This window comes from Micromonospora sp. DT228 (assembly GCF_049841595.1).
GTDB lineage: Bacteria > Actinomycetota > Actinomycetes > Mycobacteriales > Micromonosporaceae > Micromonospora.
In genome coordinates this window covers 107,076-127,418 of the sequence record NZ_JBNCKO010000007.1, presented here as the reverse complement: position 1 = coordinate 127,418, position 20,343 = coordinate 107,076, and the positions used below count along the sequence as shown (strand labels likewise).

Genomic DNA, 20,343 nt, shown 5'->3' with positions numbered 1-20,343 from the left:
CGTGCGCTTCGAGTTTTCAAGGCACCAAGATGGGCCGGCCGCCTCGTCGTTTGACCTGGGTGATCTGCGAGTGGTCGTGGATTCGGCGGACGTCTCGTCGGCCGGGCATCGGCCGAGTAGGTCAATGATGATCTACCTGGGCATCGTTCAACTGGTCGATGGACTCTCGGAGGTGGCAGAGGGGAATGCCTCGCGCTTTCTGTTCGTGGGCCCCGATTCATCATTCTCGTTGAATTTTCAGCGAAAAAATGACGTGCTGACCGTGACGGCCGGAAATGCGTTGATAGGCTCCGCATCGATGTCGGATGTCCTCACTGCCTTGCTGTCCGGGATATCGACCTTCCTCAAGGATCCCGGCAACGAGCTTGCCGTCAATGAGCCTGTGGCCGAAGATCTGGAGGCGACGTTGCGGCGTCTGCGGGGTCTGGTGGGTTCATCCCGATGACCGGCCAGTGGGCGGGAGGGTGTTGACCTCAGTCGCTGCGAACCATGGCGACCCGGCGGCCGGCGTGGGTGCCGGCTATGCGGTCCACGAAGCCGGTCACGGCCGCGTCGAGTTGAACGAGCAGCGCCCCCTGCGCGATGCCCTGTGCCGGTGCACCGCTGCGTGCTCCGCGACCGGCAGCGGATTCCGCGGCGGTGCGGGGCGTCATCGCGCGCTCAGCTCTGGGCGAGTTCCGGGATGCCGTAGTGCTGGTCGAGGATCTGCATGGCGGCCCCTGCGGCGATGGCGTCCGCGCCGAGGCTGGACACGGTCACCCGGGTGCGGAGCCAGTCCACGCGTCGCGCGTCCGCCTCGACGGCGTCGGTGACGGCCGCGAGGTAGGTCTCCGGATGCCGGAGGAGATCCGCGCCCGCCAGCACCACGTGGGCGAGGTCGAGGGTCTGGAGCAGGTTGACGACGCCCACGGCCACGACGCGGGCGGCACGGGCCAGGTCACCGGCCTTGGTGGCGTGGTGGTGCACGATCTCCAGGCATCCGTGCCGGCCGCAGACGCAGCGGGGACCGTCCAGGTCGACGACCGTGTGGCCGAACTCTCCCGCGTTGGTGTGCGCGCCACGGTGGGCCGCGCCGCCCAGCCAGAAGCCCCCGCCGATTCCGGACTCGATCATGATGAGCGCCGCGTCGCCGAAGGTCGCGCCGTGTCGCCAGGCTTCGGCCGTGATCCCCGCGGTGACGTCCTTGTCGAGGTGGACGGGCAGCCCCAGGTGCTTCTCGGCGATCTCCCGCAGCGGTACGTCGTGCCAGTGCCGCAGGCCGTGGGCGCCGCGGACCAGGCCGTGGGCGTGGTCCAGTGGGCCGATCATGCCGATGCCCACGCCGGTGAGCCGGCCCCGGATGTCGGTGCTGCCGGTGATGGTGTCGACGCCGGCGGTCAGGGCGTCGAGAAGCTGTTCCGGGGTGAAGTCGTCGGGCAGTGGGCTGACCGTCGAGTGGCGCACGGTGCCGGCGAGGTCGACCAGGGCCAGCCGCAGCGTGCGCCGGGCGACGTGGGCGCCGATGGCGTAGCGGCTGTCGGGGACGAGTTCGTAGACGACCGCGGGCTTGCCGACGCCCGGCCGGCGCGCGGTGGTGGGGCGGATCAGTCCGGCGGCGCTGAGGCGGGCGATGACCTTGGAGACCGCCTGTGGGGTCAGGCCGGTGGCCTGGACCACAGTTGACCGCTCGAACCGTCGAGCGGTACGACCCACGCCCAGCACCAGTGCCTGGTTGTAGCCGCGGAGGAACCTGACGTCCGCAGTGATGCGAGTCATCTCGACACCCTATTACGCAACGCTGTTGCTAAATTTTCTCGGTGATCGAGATGAGCAGAGGTCGACGGGTGGCGGCGCTTGTCGCCCTGGCACTGGGTGGCGTCGCGATCGGCCTGACCGAGTTCGTGGCGATGGGCCTGCTGCCCGACATCGCGCGCGGTCTGCTCTCGCGGGAGTACGCCCAGTCGTCGTCGGGAGCTGTCGCCCGAGCGGGTTGGATGATCACCGCGTACGCGCTCGGCGTGGTCGTGGGCGCGCCCCTGATCGCCGCGCTGAGCGCGCGCCTGCCCCGCAAGAGGCTCGTGCTCGGGCTGCTCGTCCTCTTCGCCGTCGGCACGGTCGGCTCCGCGGTCGCCCCCACCTTCGACCTGGTGCTGGTGGCGCGGTTCGCGGCGGCGCTTCCGCACGGCGCGTACTTCGGCGCGGCCGGCCTGCTCGCGGCGTCGCTGATGGGTCCCGGTAACGAGGCCCGGGGCTTCGCTACCGTGCTCAGCGGCCTGACCGTGAGCAACGTGGTCGGCGTACCCCTCATCACGCGGCTCGGGCAGGCGACCAGCTGGCGCGTCGCGTACCTGGTCATCGCCGGTGTCTTCGTGCTCACCCTGCTGGCGGTGCTGGCGGTCGTCCCGGAGGTCGCCGCGGCTGCCGACGGCTCGCCGGCTGCCGAGTTGCGGTCGCTGCGCACCTCGCAGGTCTGGCTGGTCGCCGCGACGGGCGCGGTCGGTTTCGCCGGGTTCTTCGCCGTGGACAGCTACATCGCGCCGGTGACCACCGACGTCGCCGGGCTCTCCGCCGCGACGGTGCCGTGGGCGCTCGTCGCGGTGGGCCTCGGCATGACCGTCGGCAATGCACTGGGTGGGTGGTTCGCGGACCGTGACCTGCGGCGGAGCATGGTCATCGGGTTCGTCGCGATGATCGTGAGCATCACCGCGTTCAGTCTCGTCGCGGCAAACCCGGTCGGCCTGTTCGTGGGCGCGTTCCTGGTCGGTGCGACGAGCCTCTACCTCGGCCCGGTCCTGCAGGCCCGTCTGATCACCGTCGCCCCGGGCGCGCAGCTGATGGGTGCGGCGGTCAACCAGTCGGCCATGAACATCGCCAACAGCCTGGGCGCCGCCCTGGGCAGCGTCGCCATCGCCGCCGGGCTCGGTTATCTCGCGCCCGCCCGGGTGGGCGCGGTCCTCGCGGTCCTCGGGTTGGCCCTGGGGCTGGTCAGCTTCGCCGTCGGCCGGCGGACGCGCGAGCGGGTCCCGGCCACCGTCGCGAGCTGAGGTGGCCGGAGACCCACGGCGGGCGGCTCAGAAGTCGTCGACGTTCACCGTCACCCGATGGGCGCTCGACCTCCAGTTGGGCACGTTGAGCACGACGTGACCGCCGCCGCGTTGACCCACCGTGATCCCGACGAGGCCGAGGTGCGCCGGGGCGGCCGGGATGAACACGTCCATGCCCGTGATGAAGGTCTGGCTGAAGAACTCCGGCAACGGGGCGGACAGGTCGGTCACACCGTCGCTGCCGTCGTCGAAGGCGAAGATGCCGATCGTCCTCTTGGCGCGTGGCGTGTTCGCCGCGTTCAGGACATCCCTGCCGTTGATCCAGAGGTGGTCGCCGGCGTCGCCCTGGTCGCCCCACCACTCCTTCTGACGCTGGATCGTCAGCGCCGTGTGTCGGTCGCTGGTGTCGACGAGCGCGCTGAGGCCCTCGCCCGGCACGCTTGTCGCGAGGCGCAGGAACGAGTCCGAGCGGCGGAACGGCTGGAAGTAGAAGTGGTGCGTCGGCGCGCCCGCGCGCACGATCGCGAACTCGTAGCGGGCCGTGGCGAGGACCGGCACGGGGCCGAACGCGCCGTCGCCGCTCAGGGGCGCCCGATGCGCGGGCCGCTGCGACAGCCGACCGCCGGTCAACGGGTTGACCGGGTAGACCTCCAGGGTCGCGTCGGTGACGCCCACGTTGCTCGGGAACAGCACCGCGCGGCCGGAGACCCGGGCGGTGCCGAAGAGCTGCGGCACGATCCGCGTCGTGTGTGGCGGGCGACCACGCAGGAATCGGAAGATCTCGTCGAACGACTCCGGCGACGACACGGTCTGGGTGTGTGACTGGTCGGGGAGGTGCACGTTCGTCGCGCCGACGATGGCGCGGGCCGGGTCGCCCTCACCCCAGATCGCGAGGGTGGGCACCCCACCGGGTGGGGTCGTCGCGGTGCGGCCGTCCAGGTTGACGTAGTGCGCCACCCGGGCCGCGCGCGTCGGTGAGCTGTTGAGGTAGCCCTGCATGACGAAGGTGCCCAGGGAGTGCGCGAGCAGGTCGACCCGATCCGCGCCGGTGGCTGCCAGCAGGCGGGTGATCCGCGCGTCGAGACCCGCGTACACCTGGGGCAGGATCGTGGCGATGTTCGGCGAGTCGTACTCGTGGGCCTCGATGATGTCGATCGGATAGCCGTTGCTGGTCAGACGTTTGGCCTGGGACTGGAACTGCGCCGCGGATCCCGCGCTGCCGTGCACGAAGACCACCGGACGGTACGCCGGCGGGGCGGCGGCCTCGGCGGCACGCGGGACGGGGGCGACGGACAGGCTGGCGGCGAGCGCGACCCCGGCCACCGTGGCGAGCAACCTCCGGCGAGACGTGTGCATCGATCCTCCACCGTTCGAGACGAAGTATTTGCACTTCTAGCGCAAGTATCGTGTCAGGGTGAGGTTCGGCGGTCCACACCTTCCGCCCTTGCTCAGGCGACCTCTTTGGCGAGCAGGTCGCCGACCGCCGCGCGGACCGGATCGGGATTCGACCAACTCCAGTTGGGGTGCGCGCGGTTGGTGAGCAGGGCGAGGACGAGCTTGCGGCGGGGATCGACCAGGAGCGAGGGGCCGGCGAAGCCGGTGTGACCGAAGGTCCGGGCCGAGGCGAGCCGGCCCATGAACCAGCTCTGGTTGAGGACGACGCCGAGGCCGTGGGCGGCGGTCCGGTTGGGCCGCTCCGGGTCGACGGCGGGTTTTCCGGCATTGTGGTTGGTGAGCATCCGGCGCACGGTGGCCGCGCCGAGGATCCGCTTGCCCCGGTGGGTGCCCCCGTCGAGGAGCAGTTGACCGATCGCCGCGAGCTCGGTGGCGGTCGCGAAGACGCCGGCGTGACCGGCGACGCCGCCGAGGTGGTTGGCGGCGTCGTCGTGGACGGTGCCACGGAGCAGGCCGCGCGACGATCGGGCGTCGGTGGCGACGAGTCGGCCGGTCTTCGCCGTGCCCGACAGCCACGTGTTGGGGGTGAAACCGGTGTCGCGCAGGCCCAGCGGGCCGGTGAGGCTGCTCTTGAGCGCCTGGTCGAGCCGCTGGCCGGTGACCTTCTCGACGATCTTGCCGGCGACCATGAGCCCGACGCTGGAATAGCGGAACGTGTCCCCGGGCACGGCGCCGGAGACCAGCCCGGTGGTGAGCACGGCGTTCCAGCGGGCCGCGTTGCCGGCGAGGCCGGTGACCTTGGCGCCGACGGGCAGGCCGCTGGTGTGGGTGAGCAGCATCTCGACGGTGACGCGTTCCGTGCCGGTCCCGGTGAAGCCCGGCAGGTAGTCGCGGACCGGGGCGCCCAGGTCGACGCGGCCCTTGTCGACCTGCTGCAGCAGCAGGATGGCCGTGTAGACCTTCGTCACCGAGGCGAGGTCGAAGATGGAGTCGGGGCGCATCGCGACACGCTGGCCCGCCGGGAGGAGCTTCGGGCCGGCGCCGTAGCGCAGCGCCTCCCCGACGGCGGTGTGCACAGTCGTCTTCCCATCGACCAGGACGACCGCGACGGCACCGGGGAAGCCCTTGTGCGCAACCGTCTGGCCGGTGGCGGGGAGGTGCTTGCGCAGCAGCGCCGTCACGCCCTGCGCGTATCGGGCCTGGCCGGCTGGCACGCCACCGCCACCCGGTGTCGCGGTGGCGCTCGGCGAGCCGGACGGCGCCGCGCTGTTGCCCGCCGAGCCGAAGCCCACCCGGTTTCCGGCGGCGTCGGTCGCGGTCGCCGCGTCGCCGGGATCGCCCAGGCCGGGCTTCGGCGCGCCGTCGTCGGCGCAGCCGGCGAGGGCGGAGGTCACGGCGGCCAGACCGCCCCCGAGCAGAGTACGACGTGCGATGGGCATGCCGGGAATCGTGACAGTTGACATCGACGTCCGCCAACCGAGCCCTCCAACCTCGGCCATGCCCACCCGCCGGTCAGCAGCTAGTCACCATGCGGACACGTTCGGTAAATGTGCGGTGCTTGTGCAACGATCGGCGGGCGTCACCCCGACCGACCATCCATACCCTTGGAGAGCACGATGTCCCTCTCCCGCGCCCGGATCTTCGCCGAGCTGAACGCGGTGCGACCCCCCGACCAGCCGACCCCGGTGCTGGGCACGGCAGTCGTGGTCGGCGGCAGTGTCGCCGGCCTGCTGGCCGCTCGCGTGCTCTCCGACTACGCCGACAGCGTCGTCATCATCGACCGGGACGACCCGCAGGTGAGCGGCGCGCGTCCCGGTGTACCCCAGGGGACGCAGCTGCACGCGCTGCTGCCCGGCGGCTTCCTCCAGTTCGAGCGGCTGTTTCCGGGCTTCCGCGAGGAGGCCCTGGCGCGCGGTGCGGTCGAGGCGCCGCCCGCGGCCAGGCGCAACTACCTCGACGGTCGCCTGCGGGTCGTCGTCCCCGACGACGCCGACAGCCTGGCCGGCAGTCGCCCGCTCCTGGAGGGACTGATCCGCCAACAGGTGCTGCGACTGCCGAACGTCAAGACCGTCACTGCCCGTGCCACGGGTCTCGTGTTCGACGGCACCGTGGTCACAGGTGTGCGCTGCGACGTCGGCGGGGTGCCCGGCGTGGAGAGCGGCGACCTCGTGGTGGACGCCATGGGGCGGTCGAGCAAGCTGTCGGCCTGGCTGGAGCAGGCCGGCTGGGACCGACCGGTCACCCGGCGGATGACCGTGCACCTCAACTACGCGACAGCCCTGTTCCGCCGCCCGCAGACGGCCCCGTCCTCGACCGTCGCACTGGCGCTGAACACCCCGAAGATGGCCTCGGACGTGGCCGGCGCCGCGTTCTTCGCCATCGAGGACGGTCGGTGGATGGCCATGATGGCCGGCTACGGGGACCACCGCCCCGGCAGCACGGCGCAGGATTTCGTCCGCCGACTACGGGAGCAGTTTCCGCCCGAGTTCGGCGACGTCGCCGGCCAGGAGATGCTCGGCGACGTCCAGACCTACCACCACGCCGACAGTCGGCGGCGGGACTTCCACGCGCTGGGGCGGTTCCCGGGCGGGCTCGTCAGCGTGGGCGACGCCGTCGCATCGTTCAACCCGGTCTACGGACAGGGCATGACGGCGGCGGCCCTGCACGCGGCCTGCCTGTCGACGTACCTGCGCGGCCGGCCGGATCTGACCGCCCCCGCACGCGAGTACTTCGCGTTGCAGAAGATCGTCGTCGACGCCGCGTGGTCGACGTCGACCTCGGCCGACCTGGCGCTGCCGCACGTCGACGGGCCCTACCCGCGCGGGCACCGCATCACCAGCTGGGCCAGCCGGCAGATCATCGCCGCGACCGTCACCGACGTGGCGATCGCGCGACGGTTCAACCAGGTCGTCTCCATGCGGGAACACCCACTCACGCTGGCCCGGCCCGGTGTGCTCCTCGGCGCCCTGCGGGCCAACCAGCGCGCACGCTGACCGGGGGCTTTGACGCCGGCCCTAGCGGGGCAGCTTGCGCAGGATGTCGACGACGAAGCGGTGGTCCTCGAGCTGCGGGAGCCCGGACACGCCGACCCAGCCCACCACGCCGGTGCCGCGTACCCGCAGCGGCACCGCACCGCCGGCCGCGGCGTAGCGGGAGGCCGGCAGACCGAACTTCTCGGCCAGCGTCACCTTCTTGTCCTGGCACAACCGGGCCATGTAGAGCGAGGAGTGCTCGAACCGCATCACCACCCGCCCCTTGCGACGCAACCACCCGTCGTTGTCCGCCGTCGACCCGGGCAGGCCACAGTGGAACAGCTGGCGACCGGCCCGCCACACCCCCACCGAGACCGGCAACCGCTGTTCCCGGGCGGCGGCGACGGCGAGTTGCCCCAGCTCGTACGCGTCGGTCTCGGACAGGCCCGCGAGCTCCAGCTCGGTCTCCTCGCGCAGCAACTCGTCCAAGGTCGGCCACGATTCACGATCAGCTGACATGACTCTCCTCATCGTCCGTACCCGGCGATCACCAGGCGCAGGGCGCGTAGTCCTTCAGGAAACAGCCGTACAGGTCCTCGCCCAGCTCGCCGCGGACGATCGGGTCGTACACCCGGGCCGCGCCGTCCACCAGGTCCAACGGGGCGTGGAAGCCCTCGTCGGCCAGCCGCATCTTCGTCGGGTGCGGGCGTTCGTCGGTGATCCAGCCGGTGTCGACGCTTGTCATCAGGATGCCGTCGGTAAGCATCTCCTGTGCGCTGGTGCGGGTCAGCATGTTCAACGCGGCCTTCGCCATGTTCGTGTGCGGGTGCCCCGGCCCCTTGTAGCCGCGGCCGAACTGGCCCTCCATCGCCGACACGTTCACCACGTACTTGCGTCGGGCCGGCGCGGCCGCCATCGCCGGCCGGAGCCGGCTGACCAGCACGAACGGCGCGGTGACGTTGCACAGTTGCACTTCGAGCAGCTCGACCGGGTCCACCTCCTGCACCCGCTGGACCCAGCTGTTGACCGAGTCGAGGTCGGGCACGAGACCCCCGGCGTCGATGGCGGTGGACGCGGCGATCCGCTCCGGTGAGGCGGAGCCGCTGGTGAGCGCCAGCGCGGTGAGCGCGTGCGGGGTGAGCGCCGTCGACTGTGGCCCGGCGGTCAGGCTGCCCACCGGGCCGCCCTGGCCGTCCGGCTTGGCGAACGTGATCAGCTCCGGCAGCGGGCCGTCCGGCAGCGCCGCGGCCTCGGCGGCGATGAGCTGCGCGTACGCCCCGGGGGAGCGGCGGACGGTCTGCGCCGCGTTGTTGATCAGGATGTCCAGGGGGCCCTGGCTGCTGACCGAGTCGGCGAGGGCGATCACCTGGGCGGGGTCGCGCAGGTCGATGCCGACGATGCGCAGACGGTGCAGCCAGTCCCCGCTGTCGGGCATGGCGGCGAACCGGCGGACCGCGTCGTGCGGGAACCGGGTGGTCACTGTCGTGTGCGCGCCGTCGCGCAGCAGCCGCAGCGCGATGTACATGCCGATCTTCGCCCGGCCGCCGGTGAGCAGCGCGCGCCGGCCGGTCAGGTCGGTACGGGCGTCGCGGCGCTCCCGGTTGAGCGCGGCGCAGGACGGGCAGAGCTGGTGGTAGAAGGCGTCCACCTCGCGGTAGCGCTGCTTGCACACGTAGCAGCCGCGGGGGTTGTGCAGGAAGCCCGCCGTCTCGCCCGCGGCGGAGGACGCGAGCGGGATGCCCTGGGTCTCGTCGTCGATCCGCCCCGGTGCGCCGGTGGCGGTGGCCTCCGTCACCGCGCGGTCGGCGGCGAGGATGGCGTCCCGCCGTTCCTCGCGCCGCCGCTGCTTGATCACCTTGTAGAGGCGGGCGGTGGCCCGCTGCACCCGCACCACGTCCGGGTGGTCCGAGGGCAGATCCTCCAACGCCTCGAAGACGCTGAGGCAGGCCTCCAGCCGGCTTCGGTCAATGCCCTCTTGACCGTTATCGGTAACGTTGTCCACCGTCATGCGTCTGTGTCTCGTCCCGTATCCCGTGCCGGTCCAGCCGGCCCGCCCCAAGTCCGACCCGAAACTGTACGCACCTCGTGGGCCGCGCCGCACCTCGCGTGCGCCTGTCGTCCTCGTGGCGGCGGTGGGCCTCAGGCGTCGTCGGCGCGGCCGAGACGCCAGTAGCCCATGAAGGCCACCGCCCGCCGGTCCAGGCCCCGCTCGGTCACCAGGTGCCGGCGCAGGTTCCGGATGACGCCGGCCTCCCCGGCGAGCCACGCGTACAGCGGTGTCGCGGTCACCTCGTCGGGGACCTCCCACAGGATCTCGGTGTCGACGTCCACGTCCGCGACCGGCTGGGCCGCCCGCGCCGTCCCCGGGGCCAGCAGCTCTTCCGCCGCCACGGCGACGGCGGGTACGAGCTGGCTGCCATGGGCGTCGACGCCCCGGGGCAGCCAGCGCACGTCGACGCCGGGGGGCGCGGCAAACGGCAGCACGTCGTCGCCGTCGGGCACCTCCAGCAGGACCACGCCCCGGGCCTCGCGGGGCAGGCGCTCGCAGATGCTGGCGATCGCCGGCACGGCCGTCTCGTCCCCGGCCAGCAGCAGGCTGCTCCCGGCCGACGGGCGGAACTCGGCCCCGCCGTGGTCACCGTCGTACGCGGAGTCCGGCCCGACGATGGCGATCTGGTCGCCCTCGCTCACCCGCCGCGCCCAGCGCGTCGCCGGCCCGCCGTCGCCGTGCAGCACCAGGTCGACGTCGACCTCGGCCAGGTGCGGTCGGACGGCCCGCGCCGTGTAGGTACGGATCGGGGGGCGTCGGTGCTCGGGCATGCCTCGCCAGGTCGCGTACCAGTCCGCGCCCTGGGGAAGATCCACCCCGCGCTCACCGGGCAGCGGCAGCGCCAGCTTGATCCGCTGGTCGTCACCGTTGTCGGCGAAGCGGTCGAGGTCCGCTCCGGTGAAGGTCACCCGGGTGAAGGACGGGCTGAGTCGGCGTACCGCGCGGACGGTGACGGCGAACACGCGGTACGGCGCGATGGGCAGGGTGTCGGTCATGGTGCCTCTCTCGACTCGGGCCGGCGTCTACCGGGTGGGGCTCGCCACGGCGCGGGAGCGCCACAGCAGCCAGACGAAGTACGGGGCGCCGATCATGGCCGTGACCAGGCCGGCGGGAATCTGGGCCGGAGCGATGACCGTCCGGCCGAGGGTGTCGGCGATGCTGACCAGCGCCGCGCCGAGCAGGGCGGCCACCGGCAGCACCCGGGAGTGCCGCCCGCCGACGAGCGCCCGCGCGGCGTGCGGGGCGACCAGTCCGACGAAGCCGATGACCCCGACGGCCGAGACGGCGGTGGAGGTGAGCAGCGCCGCCGCCCCGAGCGCGACCAGCCGGGTGCGTTCCAGCCGGACGCCCAGCACCCGGGGAGTGTCGTCGTCAAGCGCCAGCAGGTCGAGGTCGCGACGGGCGGCGACCACGGCCGGGGTGAGCACCAGCAGGGCGATCAGCACCGGCAGCACCTGGGTGGGCATCCGACCGTAGGTGGAGCCGGACAGCCAGGTCAGCGCCTTGCCGGTGTTCCACGGGTCGAAGGCGACGACGAGGTACGTGATGACCGCCATCCCGCCCTGCCAGGCGCCGAAGCCGATCAGCACCAGCCGGTCGGAACTCAGCCCGCCGCGCCAGGCCAGGCCGTAGACCAGGGCGAAGGCCAGCATCGCGCCGAGTCCGGCGACGCCGGAGACGGCCCACACGCCGGCCAGCGGCACGAAGGTGAGCAGGGAGACGGCTCCCAGCCCGGCGCCGGCGGTGATGCCGAGGATGCCGGGTTCGGCGAGCGGGTTGCGGCAGACCGCCTGCACCGTGGTGCCGGCGACCGCGAGCGCCGCGCCGGCCAGGACCGCCGCGGCGACACGCGGCCACCGCTGGTCCAACACAAAGGTGTACGCGGGCCCGGTGCTGCCGTTGACCCAGTTGACGACGTCACCGAGCAGCACCCAGGTGTCACCGGCGAGCATGCCGACCGTCACGGCGCTGACGGTGACCACGGCGGTGACGGCGACGACGCCGCGGTGGAACGCGGCGGAGCGGACCGCCGCGTGCCCGCCGGGCGGGCGGCGGGTGGGGCCGGCGTCGCGGTGCCGGCGCGCCAGCCAGATCAGGATCGCCGCGCCGAACAGGGTGGTGACCACGCCGGTGGGGATGTCGACCCCGGCCTGCCCGCCCATCACGGCGCGCAACAGCACGTCCGAGCCGAGCACGATGATGACGCCGGCGATGCCGGACAACGGCAGCAGGATGCGGTGCCGGTGCACCCCCGGCACCACGGGGCCGAGCAGCCGGACGATCACCGGGGCGCACAGGCCGACGAAGCCGACCGGACCGGTGAGGGTGACGGCCGCGGCGGACAGCAGCACGGCCAGCACCATGACGGTGAGCCGGGTACGCCGCACGTCGAGCCCGAGCACGGTGGCGGTGTCGTCGCCGAGGGCGAGGATGTCGAGGCGGTGCCCGAGCAGCATCACCATGACGATCGCGGCGACGATCACCGGGGCCAGTTGGGTGAGCGCGGTCAGGTCGCTCTGCACCAGCGAGCCGTTCCCCCAGGCGAACAGGCCGATGGTGGCCTGTTCGAACAGGAGCAGCAGCAGGGTGGTCACCGACCCGAGCGCCAGGGCGGTCGCCGAGCCGGCGAGGATGAGCCGGGTGGTGCCGGCCTGCCCGCCGGAGGACATCGCCAGCACCAGACCGGCGGCGGCCAACCCCCCGCAGAAGGCGAGGCCGCCGGCGGGCAGCGCGGGGAGCGAGACACCGAACGCGGCCACCGAGACGATCGCCAGGTGGGCGCCCGCGTTGACCGCGAGGGTGTCGGGCGAGGCGAGTGGATTGCGGGCGATCGACTGCAACGCGGCTCCGGCGAAGCCGAGCGCGACGCCGATGGCCAGCCCCGCGAGCAGTCGGGGCAGCCGGGCGGCGATCAGGACGCGGGCCGCCTCGTCGTCGGTGCCGGTCACGAGCCGCAGCAGGTCCAGGGCGCCGACGTTCGAGGTGCCCTGGGTGAGGTGCACCGCGCCGACCACGAGCAGCAGCAGGGTCGCGGCGACGAAGACGACGGCGACGCGGGGCGCGGCCGGGCGTCCGTCCGGAGCCGGCCGGGTGGCCGGCTCCGGGCGTGGGGGTGCGCTGAGCACGCTCACCCCGCGTACGTCGTGACGAGTTCGTCGATGTACTGCTTGCCGGAGAGCGGCCCGCCGAAGGTCCAGATGCCGTTTGGCATCTTGTGCAGGTTGCCCTGCCGGACGAAGGGCAGCGACTTCCAGATGGCGTTGCCGGCGAGACCGTTGGCGAACACGTCGTCGCCGTCGGAGGCGCTGTAGAAGAGGCGCAGGTTCGGATCCTTGAGCACCGTCATGCCCTCGACGTCGGTCTGGCCCAGGCCCCACACCTCGTCGGTCTTGCCGGTCCAGGCGTTGGTGAGGCCGAGCTGGATGCCGATCTGGGAGACGAGCGCGCCCTTGCCGAACATCCGGATGCTGACGGTGCTGCCCTCCTTCCAGCCGTCGGCGATGGCGAACGGCTGGCCGGCGGCACCCGCGTCGGCGATCTTCTTCCGGCCGTCGGCGATGGCCGCGTCGAAGTCGGTGAGCAGTTTCTCCGCCGCGGTGGTCCTGCCGACGGCCTTCGCGATCATGGTGAGGTCGTTGCGCATCCGGCCGAGGTTGTCGGTGGCGTCGCTGCCCTTGGCGACCACGACGGGGACGTACTTCTCCAGTTGGCTGATCAGGGTGGCGCCCCGGTCGTCCTCCATCACGACGAGGTCGGGTTGGAGGGCGACGATCGAGTCGACGCTGGGCTCGCCACGAGTGCCGACGTCCTTGACACCCGGGTCGAGCTTCGCGGCGGTGACCCAGGTGCCGTATCCCTTCGGGTCGGCGACGCCGACGGGCATGACGCCGAGGCTGACGAGCATCTCGACCTCGCCCCACTCCAGCCCGACGACCTTTGTCGCCGGGGCCTTGAGGGTGACCTCCTTGCCCCGGCCGTCGGTGAGGGTGACCGGGCCGCCGGCCGCCGAGGCGGAGGGGTCCGGCGTTGCGGCGTTCTCGGTGGTGCCGCAGGCGCCGAGCGTCAATGCGGCGACGACGGCGAGAAGGGCTGTGAAACGGGTACGGGTCATGACGGTCTTTCTCTGTTGCGGATGAAAGGGGTGTTCAGACCAGGGCGCGGATCGGGTGCCGCCCGACCGGGCGGGTGGTGACAAGTCCGCTGAGCGGATCGGTGGTCACCTCGATGCGAATCCCGTAGGTCTCGGTGAGGGCGTCCTCGGTGAAGACCGCGGCCGGGGTGCCGGTGGCGCGGACCCGTCCGTGGTGCAACAGGACGACCTCGTCCGCCACGGCGGCTGCCTGGTTGAGGTCGTGCAGCACGACGCCGACGGCGACGTCGTGGTCGTTCGCGAGGTCCCGGACCAGGTCGAGGATCTCCACCTGGTAGCGCAGGTCGAGGAACGTGGTGGGCTCGTCGAGAAGCAGCACCGGGGTGTCCTGGGCCAGGCAGGTGGCCAGCCACACGCGCTGCAGCTCGCCGCCGGACAGTTCGTCGACGGGGCGCTCGGCCATCGTCGCGACGCCCGTGACGTCCATGGCGCGGGTGATCGCGGCGGGACCGTGCGGGTCCTCCGCGCGCCAGCGCCCCCGGTAGGGGTGGCGACCGTAGCCGACGACGTCGCGGACGGTGACCCCGCTGGGCACCGGCCTGCTCTGGGCGAGCAGGGTGACCCGCCGAGCGAAGTCCCGGGACGGGAGGCTGGCGGCGTCGACACCGTCGGCGAGGTGGACCAGTCCGGCCTCGACGGGGTGCAGTCGGGCCAGCGCCCGCAGCAGCGTGGACTTGCCGCTGCCGTTCGGCCCGACAAGTGCGGTCACGGCACCCGCGCGGAGTCCGATCGCGGCACCGTGCACCACCGGCACACCGTGATAGCCCAGGTGGAGGTCGACGCCGGACAGGCTGCGCTCCCCGTTGACCGACGCCAACTCGTTCTGCATTAGGTGAGGCTAACCTAAGGAAATGCCCGCGTGTCAAGCCGGCCGCAGGGGTCCGTGGTCCGCCGGGCGCCCGTCGGTGGTGGGGATGGTGCACGCGTGAGGGATGCTGGTTCCGTGCAGATCAAGACCCTGGGCCCACTCGCCGTCGACGGCCGGCCGGTCCGGGGTGAACGGCTCGCGGCGGTGGTGCGCGCGCTCGTCGATGCGCGGGGGCGCGCGGTCTCCACGAGTCTGCTCGTGGACGCCGTCTGGGACGGGACGCCGCCCGACGACGCCACCGGCGCCGTCCAGGCGCTCGTGTCCCGAGTTCGCCGTCTCGGCCTGCCCGTGGTCGCGGTGCCGAGCGGCTACCGGCTGCCCGCCGAGGAGGTCACCGTCGACGCGGTCGAGGCGCGCACGCTCGTCGACCGGGCGCGAACCGTGTTCCACTGTGGCGACGTCCGTGCCGCCCGCGGCTTGGCCGATCAGGCGCGGGCCCTGTTCCCCGAAGTCCCGGAGCTGGTCACCAGCGAGGACACCCGCCTGTTCGCGGATGTCACGGCGCTGCGCGCGCAGGCGGCACTCGTCGGTGTGGGCGCGTTCGACGAGGTGGACCTGCGCCGGCTCGTCGCGCGTACGCCCCCGGACGAGCCGTCGGTAGCCCTGCTCGTCCGGGTGCTCGCCGCCCAGGGGCGCGAGGCGGAGGCGCTGGAGGTGGTCGAGCGACTCCGGGCCGAGCTGGCCGACCGGTACGGCACCGACCCGTCCTCGGTGATCACGGACGTTCACCTGGCGTTGCTGCGCGGCGAACTCACCGCCCCGCCCGTCGCGGCGCCGCCCCGGCAACCGGCGCGGATCACGCTGCCCGCCGCGTGGCGCCGCCCCATGGCCGCCCTCGTGGGGCGGGAGCGAGACGTGAAGGCCGTCACCGACGGGCTCGCCGAGACCCCTGTCGTGACGATCGTGGCGACCGGTGGCGCGGGCAAGACCCGGCTCGCCGCCGAGGTGGCGAGGCGTACGGCAGCGGCCGGGCGGGCGGTCCGCGTGGTCGAGCTCGCCGGCCTGCGCGCGCCCGAGGAGGTGCTGCCCACGGTGCTCGCCGCGTTGGGCGGTGCGGACACCACGGCGACCGGTGCCAACCTGGGCCTGGAGCGGCGGGTGCTGAGCCCCGAGGAGCGACTGCGCGCCGTCGCGCCGGACCTGGACGGGCTGGTGGTGCTGGACAACTGCGAGCACGTGCTCGACGCGGTGGCCGTCGTCGTCGCGGACCTGGTCGCGGCGGCCTCGCCGGAGGTCGCGGTGCTCGCGACGAGCCGCGCCCCACTGGGCCTGGTCGGCGAACTGGTCCACCGACTGACCGCGTTGCCGGACGCCGACGCGCTCGCGCTCGTCGAGTCCCGGGCACGGGCCGGCGGCGCCGTGCCGACCTGGGACACCGCGCGGGCGCTCGCGCTGTGCCACCGGCTCGACAACCTGCCGCTGGCCCTCGAGTTGGCCGCCGCGCGACTGCGGCACATGCCGATCGACGACGTGCTCGCCGGGCTGACCGACCGGTTCGCGCTGCTCGACGACGCCCTACGCGGCCTGCCCGAGCGGCACGCGAGCCTGTGGGCGTTGGTCGACTGGAGCAGGGAGCTGCTCGCCGAGGACGACCGGGTCCTGCTGGAGCGGGTCGCGGTCATCCCCGCGCCGTTCACCGCGGACCTCGCCGCCGCCGTCGCGCACGCCCCGGACGTACGTCGCGGCCTGGCGACCCTCGTCGAACAGTCCCTGTTGACCCTGGTCGAGGGGGACGGCCCGCCGCGCTACCGGATGCTCGAAACGGTCCGCGAGTACGGCGAGGCCCGGCTGGACGCGGCCGGCGCCCGGGATCAGGCCATGGCCGGTCTGGTCGGATGGGCGCGGGAGCAGGCCGTCGCACTGTCCGGCCGCTTCATCGGCCCCGGCCAGGTAGAGGCGTTGCACAGTTGCGCGGCCGAGCAGGACAACCTGGTCGCGGCCCTGCGGTGGGCGATGGGAGCGGACGACGAGCCCGACGCCGTCGACGTCGCCACCGCGCTGTTCCACCTCTGGTCGGTGCGTGGTCTGCACCTTGAGGTCCTGGCCTGGGCGCGCGGGCTGCTGCACATCGACGACCCGCGGCGGCGTCTGCGGTCGGCGATCCTGCGCGGCACGGCCAGCGGTCGGCCACTGCCCAACGCCGAGCGGCTGGCCTGGATGTGCGTGGTGATCAGCGTCAACGCCGGCGTCAGCGCCGACCTGCGGCCCGCCGTGCTCGCCCGCCGGGCGCTGCGGACGCTGCTGGCCGAACGTCCCGGCGAGGTGTCGTCCCGGCTGACCGCGCTCGCGTCGGCGCTGCCCGGCTTCGACGCGTCCGACGTGGAGCAGAGCCTGAAGAGCGCGACCGAGATGATCGCGCACCCGGACCCGTACGTGCAGGGGCTGGGGCTGTTCGCGCGCGCCGCGGTACGGGAGAACGGCGGCCTGCCGGAAGCGTCGGTCGGCGACGCCGAGCAGGCGTACCACCGCTTCGAGGCCGCCGGCGACCACTGGGGCATGGCGATGGCGGCCGGTGCCGTCGGGCAGTTCCTCGTCCCGAGCGGGGATGCCCGTTCGGCCGAGTGGCTGACGCGCAGCGTTCACCACATGGAGTTGGTCGGCGCCACCCAGGACGCGCGGTCGATCCGGGTCCGGCTGGACGTGCAACTCGCCCTCACCGGCGACGCGGAGGCGGAGCGGCGACTCGGCGAGACGGCCGCGCTGGGCCAGGCCGAGCAGATCGACGCCGCGCAGGCGCTGCTCGGCCTGGCGCACCTCGCCTGGCAGCGCGACAGGTACGACGAGACGCTCGCCCACGCCGACGAGGTGATGCGCGTCCTCGCCGGCTGGGTCGGACCGCAGCCGCAGCCGCGCGTGATGCTCCGGGCCACGGCGGCGATCATCTACCTGCGGGTGGCCCAGGCTGGGCGGGTGTCGGGCAACGACGTCACCGTCCAGGCGGCCGCGATGCTGTCGCTCGCCCGCGACGACGCGCTGACCTCGCGGGACCTGCCGGTGATCGGGGCGTGGGCGTCGGGCGGCGCGGAACTCGCGGCGTACCGGGGTGACGCCGACGCCGCCCGCGAACTGGCCGTACTCGCGAAGCGGATCGGCACCCAGATCGAGATGTTCTTCCCCTTCGAGAACGGCGAACGGCTCAACGCCATCCTCGGGAACGAGGAGCAGCGTGAGCCGTTGGTGGCCGCGTGGCGCGAGCGGCCACCCGCCGCGGTCGTCGCCCGGATCCGCGAGCTGATGGACGACCTGCTCGCGTAGGTCAGATCTTCTTGCGGTACGCGCGCAGCGCCAGCGGCATGAACACGATCACGAAGCCGGCGCACCAGGCGAGCGTCCACCAGACGTGGTTGCCGAGCGGGGTGCCGAGAAACAGGCCGCGTACCGATGCCACCAGGTGCGTCATCGGGTTGACGTTGACGAACGCCTGCATCCAGCCCGGCAGGGTGTTGGCGCCGACGAAGACGTTGGACGCGAAGCTCAGCGGCATGATCAGGGCGAACATCACACCCTGCACGGCACCCGCAGTACGCACCTTCATCGACACGAGCACCGGCAGCCAGCTCAGGCAGAGCGCGAACAGCACCGCGAGCAGACACCCGGCGATCGCCCGGAAGGGGTCGGTGTCGATCCGGAAGCCCATCACGTAGCCGATCGCGAGGGTCGACACCGTGACGATGACGTACCGGACGACGTCGCCGAGGACCGCGCCGACAAGTGGTGCGGAGCGAGGGATCGGCAACGACCGGAACCTGTCGAAGATGCCCTTGGCGATGTCGGTGTTCAGGTTGACGCCGATCGCGATGGCACCGGTGGCGATTGTCTGCGCCAGGATGCCGGGCAGCAGGAACTGCAGGTAGTCGTGTGTCGATCCGGCGACCGCGCCCCCGAAGACGTACACGAAGATGATGAGGAACAGCACCGGCTGCAGGGTCACGTCGATGAGCGCCTCGGGCGTACGCCAGGTCTTGATGAGACTGCGCTTGGCAAGCGCCAACGAGTGCCGGACCAGCCGGAACGGTCGCGGGCTCGGGGCGGTCGTCGAGAGCGCCCGATTCCTGGTGGGTGGTGCGTCGATCAGAGTGCTCATGCCGCGACCTCCGTGGGGCGGGTGGTGTCGTCTTCTGCTGCCGTACGCCCGGTCAGGGTGAAGAACACCTCGTCGAGGCTCGGCAGGTGCAGGGAGAGTTCGGTGACCGCGATGCCGGCGGAGGCGAACCGCGCCACGCTCTCGGTCAGGGCCGCGTCGTCGGTGACCGGCACCGCGAGCACGCCCTTGCGGATCTCGTCGGCGGGCGCGCCGGAGCCGACCTCGGTCAGGATCGCGGCGGTTCGGGGCAGTTGCGCCACGTCGGCCGGACGGACCTCCAGGGTCTGCCCGCCGACGACCCGCTTGAGCCCTTCGGGGGTGTCGTGCGCGATGACCCGGCCGTGGTCGATCACCGTGATCGCGTCGGCGAGCGCGTCGGCCTCCTCCAGGTACTGCGTGGTGAGCAGCACCGTCGAGCCGTTACCGACAAGCGAGCGGACCACGTCCCACATGTCCTCGCGCTTGGCCGGGTCGAGGCCTGTCGTCGGCTCGTCCAGGAAGATCACGTCGGGGGAGCCGACGAGGCTGGCGGCCAGGTCCAGCCGGCGCCGCATGCCGCCGGAGTAAGTCTTGGCCGGCCGGTTCGCGGCGTCGGTCAGGTCGAACCAGTCGAGCAGTTCGGCGGCCCGCTTCCGTGCGCCCGTACGCCCCAACTCCAGCAGGGTGCCGAACAGCTCCAGGTTCTGCCGCCCGGTCAGGTCCTCGTCGACCGAGGCGTACTGGCCGGTGAGGCCGATGCTCTGCCGAACGCGCTCGGCGTCCCGTACCACGTCGAAACCGCCGATTCGGGCGGTTCCGCCGTCCGGGGCCAGCAGGGTGGAGAGGATGCGGACGGCGGTGGTCTTGCCGGCGCCGTTGGGGCCGAGCACCCCGAGCACCGTCCCGCGGGGAACCGCGAGGTCCACGCCCTGCAGCGCCCTCGTCTTCCCGAATGTCTTCACGAGGCCCTCGGCCTCGATCACCAGGTCAGTTGTCATGCGGACAGCCTGCGCGGCTCTGCTGACACCGCCCCGACACGCCACCGACACCGGCTGACACGGGCAGCGGGCGGGTCCGCGGCCCCCGCGCGGTGATCGACTCGACTGTCGCGAGATCGCCGTATCCACACGCCCACGACACCCCGATCCCAGCAGAACCGAGTCGATCACGTCGCGCGTACACAGGACCAGGTCAGACCCCGGTACGCGCCCACGGCCCACGGCCGTCGCGTTCGCGAGGGTCGTCGTCAGGCTGTCGTCATGTGTAGGTTGCGGACGTGACAAGAAGCGAGCGAATCGCGGACCAGCTGGACCGGCACTGGCAGAAGAACCTGCGGCCGCGGCTGGACGGTCTTGCCGACGAGGAGTACTTCTGGGAGCCGGTGCGTGGCTGCTGGAGCATCCGTCCACGTGGCACGTCGGCCGCACCGATGTCGGTAGGTTCCGGGGAATGGACGATGGACTCCGCGTCCCCTGACCCGGTGCCCGCGCCGGTGACCACGATTGCCTGGCGGCTGGCGCACATCATCGTTTCCTGCCTGGGCTACCGGGTCGAATGGCACTTCGGCGGCCAGGAGGCCGACTCGCTCGCCTACGCGGGGACCGCCGACGAGGCGCTGAAACAGCTCGACGAGATGTACGGCAGATGGGACGCGGGGGTCCGCGAGCTCTCGGACGTTGACCTGGAGAATCCGCCCACGGCGGGTCCCGAACGGTTTCCCCTGGAGGGCATCGTCCTGCACGTCAACAGGGAGCTGATCCATCACGGCGCCGAGATCTCCCTGCTGCGCGACCTCTACCGCTGGCAGGACTGAACGTGACGC

General features: G+C 72.3%; 17 protein-coding genes. 5 read left to right on the top strand and 12 right to left on the bottom strand.

Annotated features, from left to right (window positions below):
* The first annotated feature begins 1 nt into the window (after position 1).
* On the top strand, positions 2-445 hold the full coding sequence (locus ACLQ29_RS16515) for a hypothetical protein (RefSeq protein WP_425772413.1): 444 nt from the start codon (positions 2-4) through the stop codon (positions 443-445).
* Between the two features lie 28 nt (positions 446-473).
* Here ACLQ29_RS16515 and ACLQ29_RS16510 read toward each other — a convergent pair whose 3' ends face one another.
* Positions 474-653: a hypothetical protein gene (locus ACLQ29_RS16510; RefSeq protein ID WP_425772412.1), complete on the bottom strand. Its 180-nt coding sequence runs from the start codon at positions 651-653 to the stop codon at positions 474-476.
* A 7-nt stretch (positions 654-660) separates the two neighbouring features.
* Positions 661-1,755, bottom strand: coding sequence for an ROK family protein (locus ACLQ29_RS16505; protein WP_425772411.1), 1,095 nt, complete (start codon positions 1,753-1,755; stop codon positions 661-663).
* 50 nt (positions 1,756-1,805) lie between these two features.
* Here ACLQ29_RS16505 and ACLQ29_RS16500 point away from each other — a divergent pair, with 50 nt between their 5' ends.
* Positions 1,806-3,023, top strand: a complete 1,218-nt coding sequence (locus ACLQ29_RS16500; protein ID WP_425772410.1) for an MFS transporter — start codon at positions 1,806-1,808, stop codon at positions 3,021-3,023.
* Positions 3,024-3,050: 27 nt separating this feature from the next.
* On the opposite strand, the gene ACLQ29_RS16495 is transcribed toward ACLQ29_RS16500, so the two are convergent.
* The gene (locus ACLQ29_RS16495; RefSeq protein WP_425772409.1) at positions 3,051-4,379 is read right to left on the bottom strand and encodes an alpha/beta hydrolase; all 1,329 of its coding nucleotides are present in this window, start codon (positions 4,377-4,379) and stop codon (positions 3,051-3,053) included.
* A 92-nt stretch (positions 4,380-4,471) separates the two neighbouring features.
* On the bottom strand, positions 4,472-5,857 hold the full coding sequence (locus ACLQ29_RS16490) for a serine hydrolase domain-containing protein (RefSeq protein ID WP_425772408.1): 1,386 nt from the start codon (positions 5,855-5,857) through the stop codon (positions 4,472-4,474).
* 177 nt (positions 5,858-6,034) lie between these two features.
* Here ACLQ29_RS16490 and ACLQ29_RS16485 point away from each other — a divergent pair, with 177 nt between their 5' ends.
* Positions 6,035-7,411 (top strand): FAD-dependent oxidoreductase, encoded by a 1,377-nt coding sequence (locus ACLQ29_RS16485; RefSeq protein WP_425772407.1) that lies wholly within the window; start codon positions 6,035-6,037, stop codon positions 7,409-7,411.
* Positions 7,412-7,432: 21 nt separating this feature from the next.
* On the opposite strand, the gene ACLQ29_RS16480 is transcribed toward ACLQ29_RS16485, so the two are convergent.
* The 6 genes from ACLQ29_RS16480 to ACLQ29_RS16455 form a co-directional block, all read right to left on the bottom strand.
* On the bottom strand, positions 7,433-7,909 hold the full coding sequence (locus ACLQ29_RS16480; RefSeq protein WP_425772406.1) for a heme-degrading domain-containing protein: 477 nt from the start codon (positions 7,907-7,909) through the stop codon (positions 7,433-7,435).
* Positions 7,910-7,937: 28 nt separating this feature from the next.
* Positions 7,938-9,398: an SDR family NAD(P)-dependent oxidoreductase gene (locus ACLQ29_RS16475; RefSeq protein ID WP_425772405.1), complete on the bottom strand. Its 1,461-nt coding sequence runs from the start codon at positions 9,396-9,398 to the stop codon at positions 7,938-7,940.
* A 131-nt stretch (positions 9,399-9,529) separates the two neighbouring features.
* Complete coding sequence (locus tag ACLQ29_RS16470) at positions 9,530-10,435, bottom strand: siderophore-interacting protein (RefSeq protein WP_425772404.1); 906 nt, start codon at positions 10,433-10,435, stop codon at positions 9,530-9,532.
* Positions 10,436-10,462: 27 nt separating this feature from the next.
* On the bottom strand, positions 10,463-12,571 hold the full coding sequence (locus tag ACLQ29_RS16465) for an iron ABC transporter permease (RefSeq protein ID WP_425772403.1): 2,109 nt from the start codon (positions 12,569-12,571) through the stop codon (positions 10,463-10,465).
* A complete protein-coding gene (locus ACLQ29_RS16460; RefSeq protein WP_425772402.1) occupies positions 12,568-13,551 on the bottom strand; it encodes an ABC transporter substrate-binding protein in 984 nt (327 codons plus the stop codon). Before ACLQ29_RS16460 ends, ACLQ29_RS16465 begins: the two co-directional genes overlap by 4 nt.
* A gap of 34 nt (positions 13,552-13,585) precedes the next feature.
* On the bottom strand, positions 13,586-14,419 hold the full coding sequence (locus tag ACLQ29_RS16455) for an ABC transporter ATP-binding protein (protein ID WP_425772401.1): 834 nt from the start codon (positions 14,417-14,419) through the stop codon (positions 13,586-13,588).
* Positions 14,420-14,533: 114 nt separating this feature from the next.
* On the opposite strand from ACLQ29_RS16455, the gene ACLQ29_RS16450 reads away from it, so the two are divergent.
* A complete protein-coding gene (locus tag ACLQ29_RS16450) occupies positions 14,534-17,713 on the top strand; it encodes a BTAD domain-containing putative transcriptional regulator (protein WP_425772400.1) in 3,180 nt (1,059 codons plus the stop codon).
* Position 17,714: 1 nt separating this feature from the next.
* Here the strand turns inward: ACLQ29_RS16450 and ACLQ29_RS16445 are convergent, their stop codons facing one another.
* Positions 17,715-18,542 carry an ABC transporter permease gene (locus ACLQ29_RS16445; RefSeq protein WP_425772399.1) on the bottom strand — a complete coding sequence of 276 codons (828 nt, stop codon included), beginning with the start codon at positions 18,540-18,542 and terminating at the stop codon, positions 17,715-17,717.
* Entirely contained in the window at positions 18,539-19,519 is a 981-nt protein-coding gene (locus ACLQ29_RS16440) for an ATP-binding cassette domain-containing protein (RefSeq protein ID WP_425772398.1), read from the bottom strand. The genes ACLQ29_RS16445 and ACLQ29_RS16440 overlap by 4 nt, the downstream gene beginning before the upstream one ends.
* 278 nt (positions 19,520-19,797) lie before the next feature.
* On the opposite strand from ACLQ29_RS16440, the gene ACLQ29_RS16435 reads away from it, so the two are divergent.
* Positions 19,798-20,334, top strand: coding sequence for a DinB family protein (locus ACLQ29_RS16435; RefSeq protein WP_425772397.1), 537 nt, complete (start codon positions 19,798-19,800; stop codon positions 20,332-20,334).
* Positions 20,335-20,343: the final 9 nt, after the last annotated feature.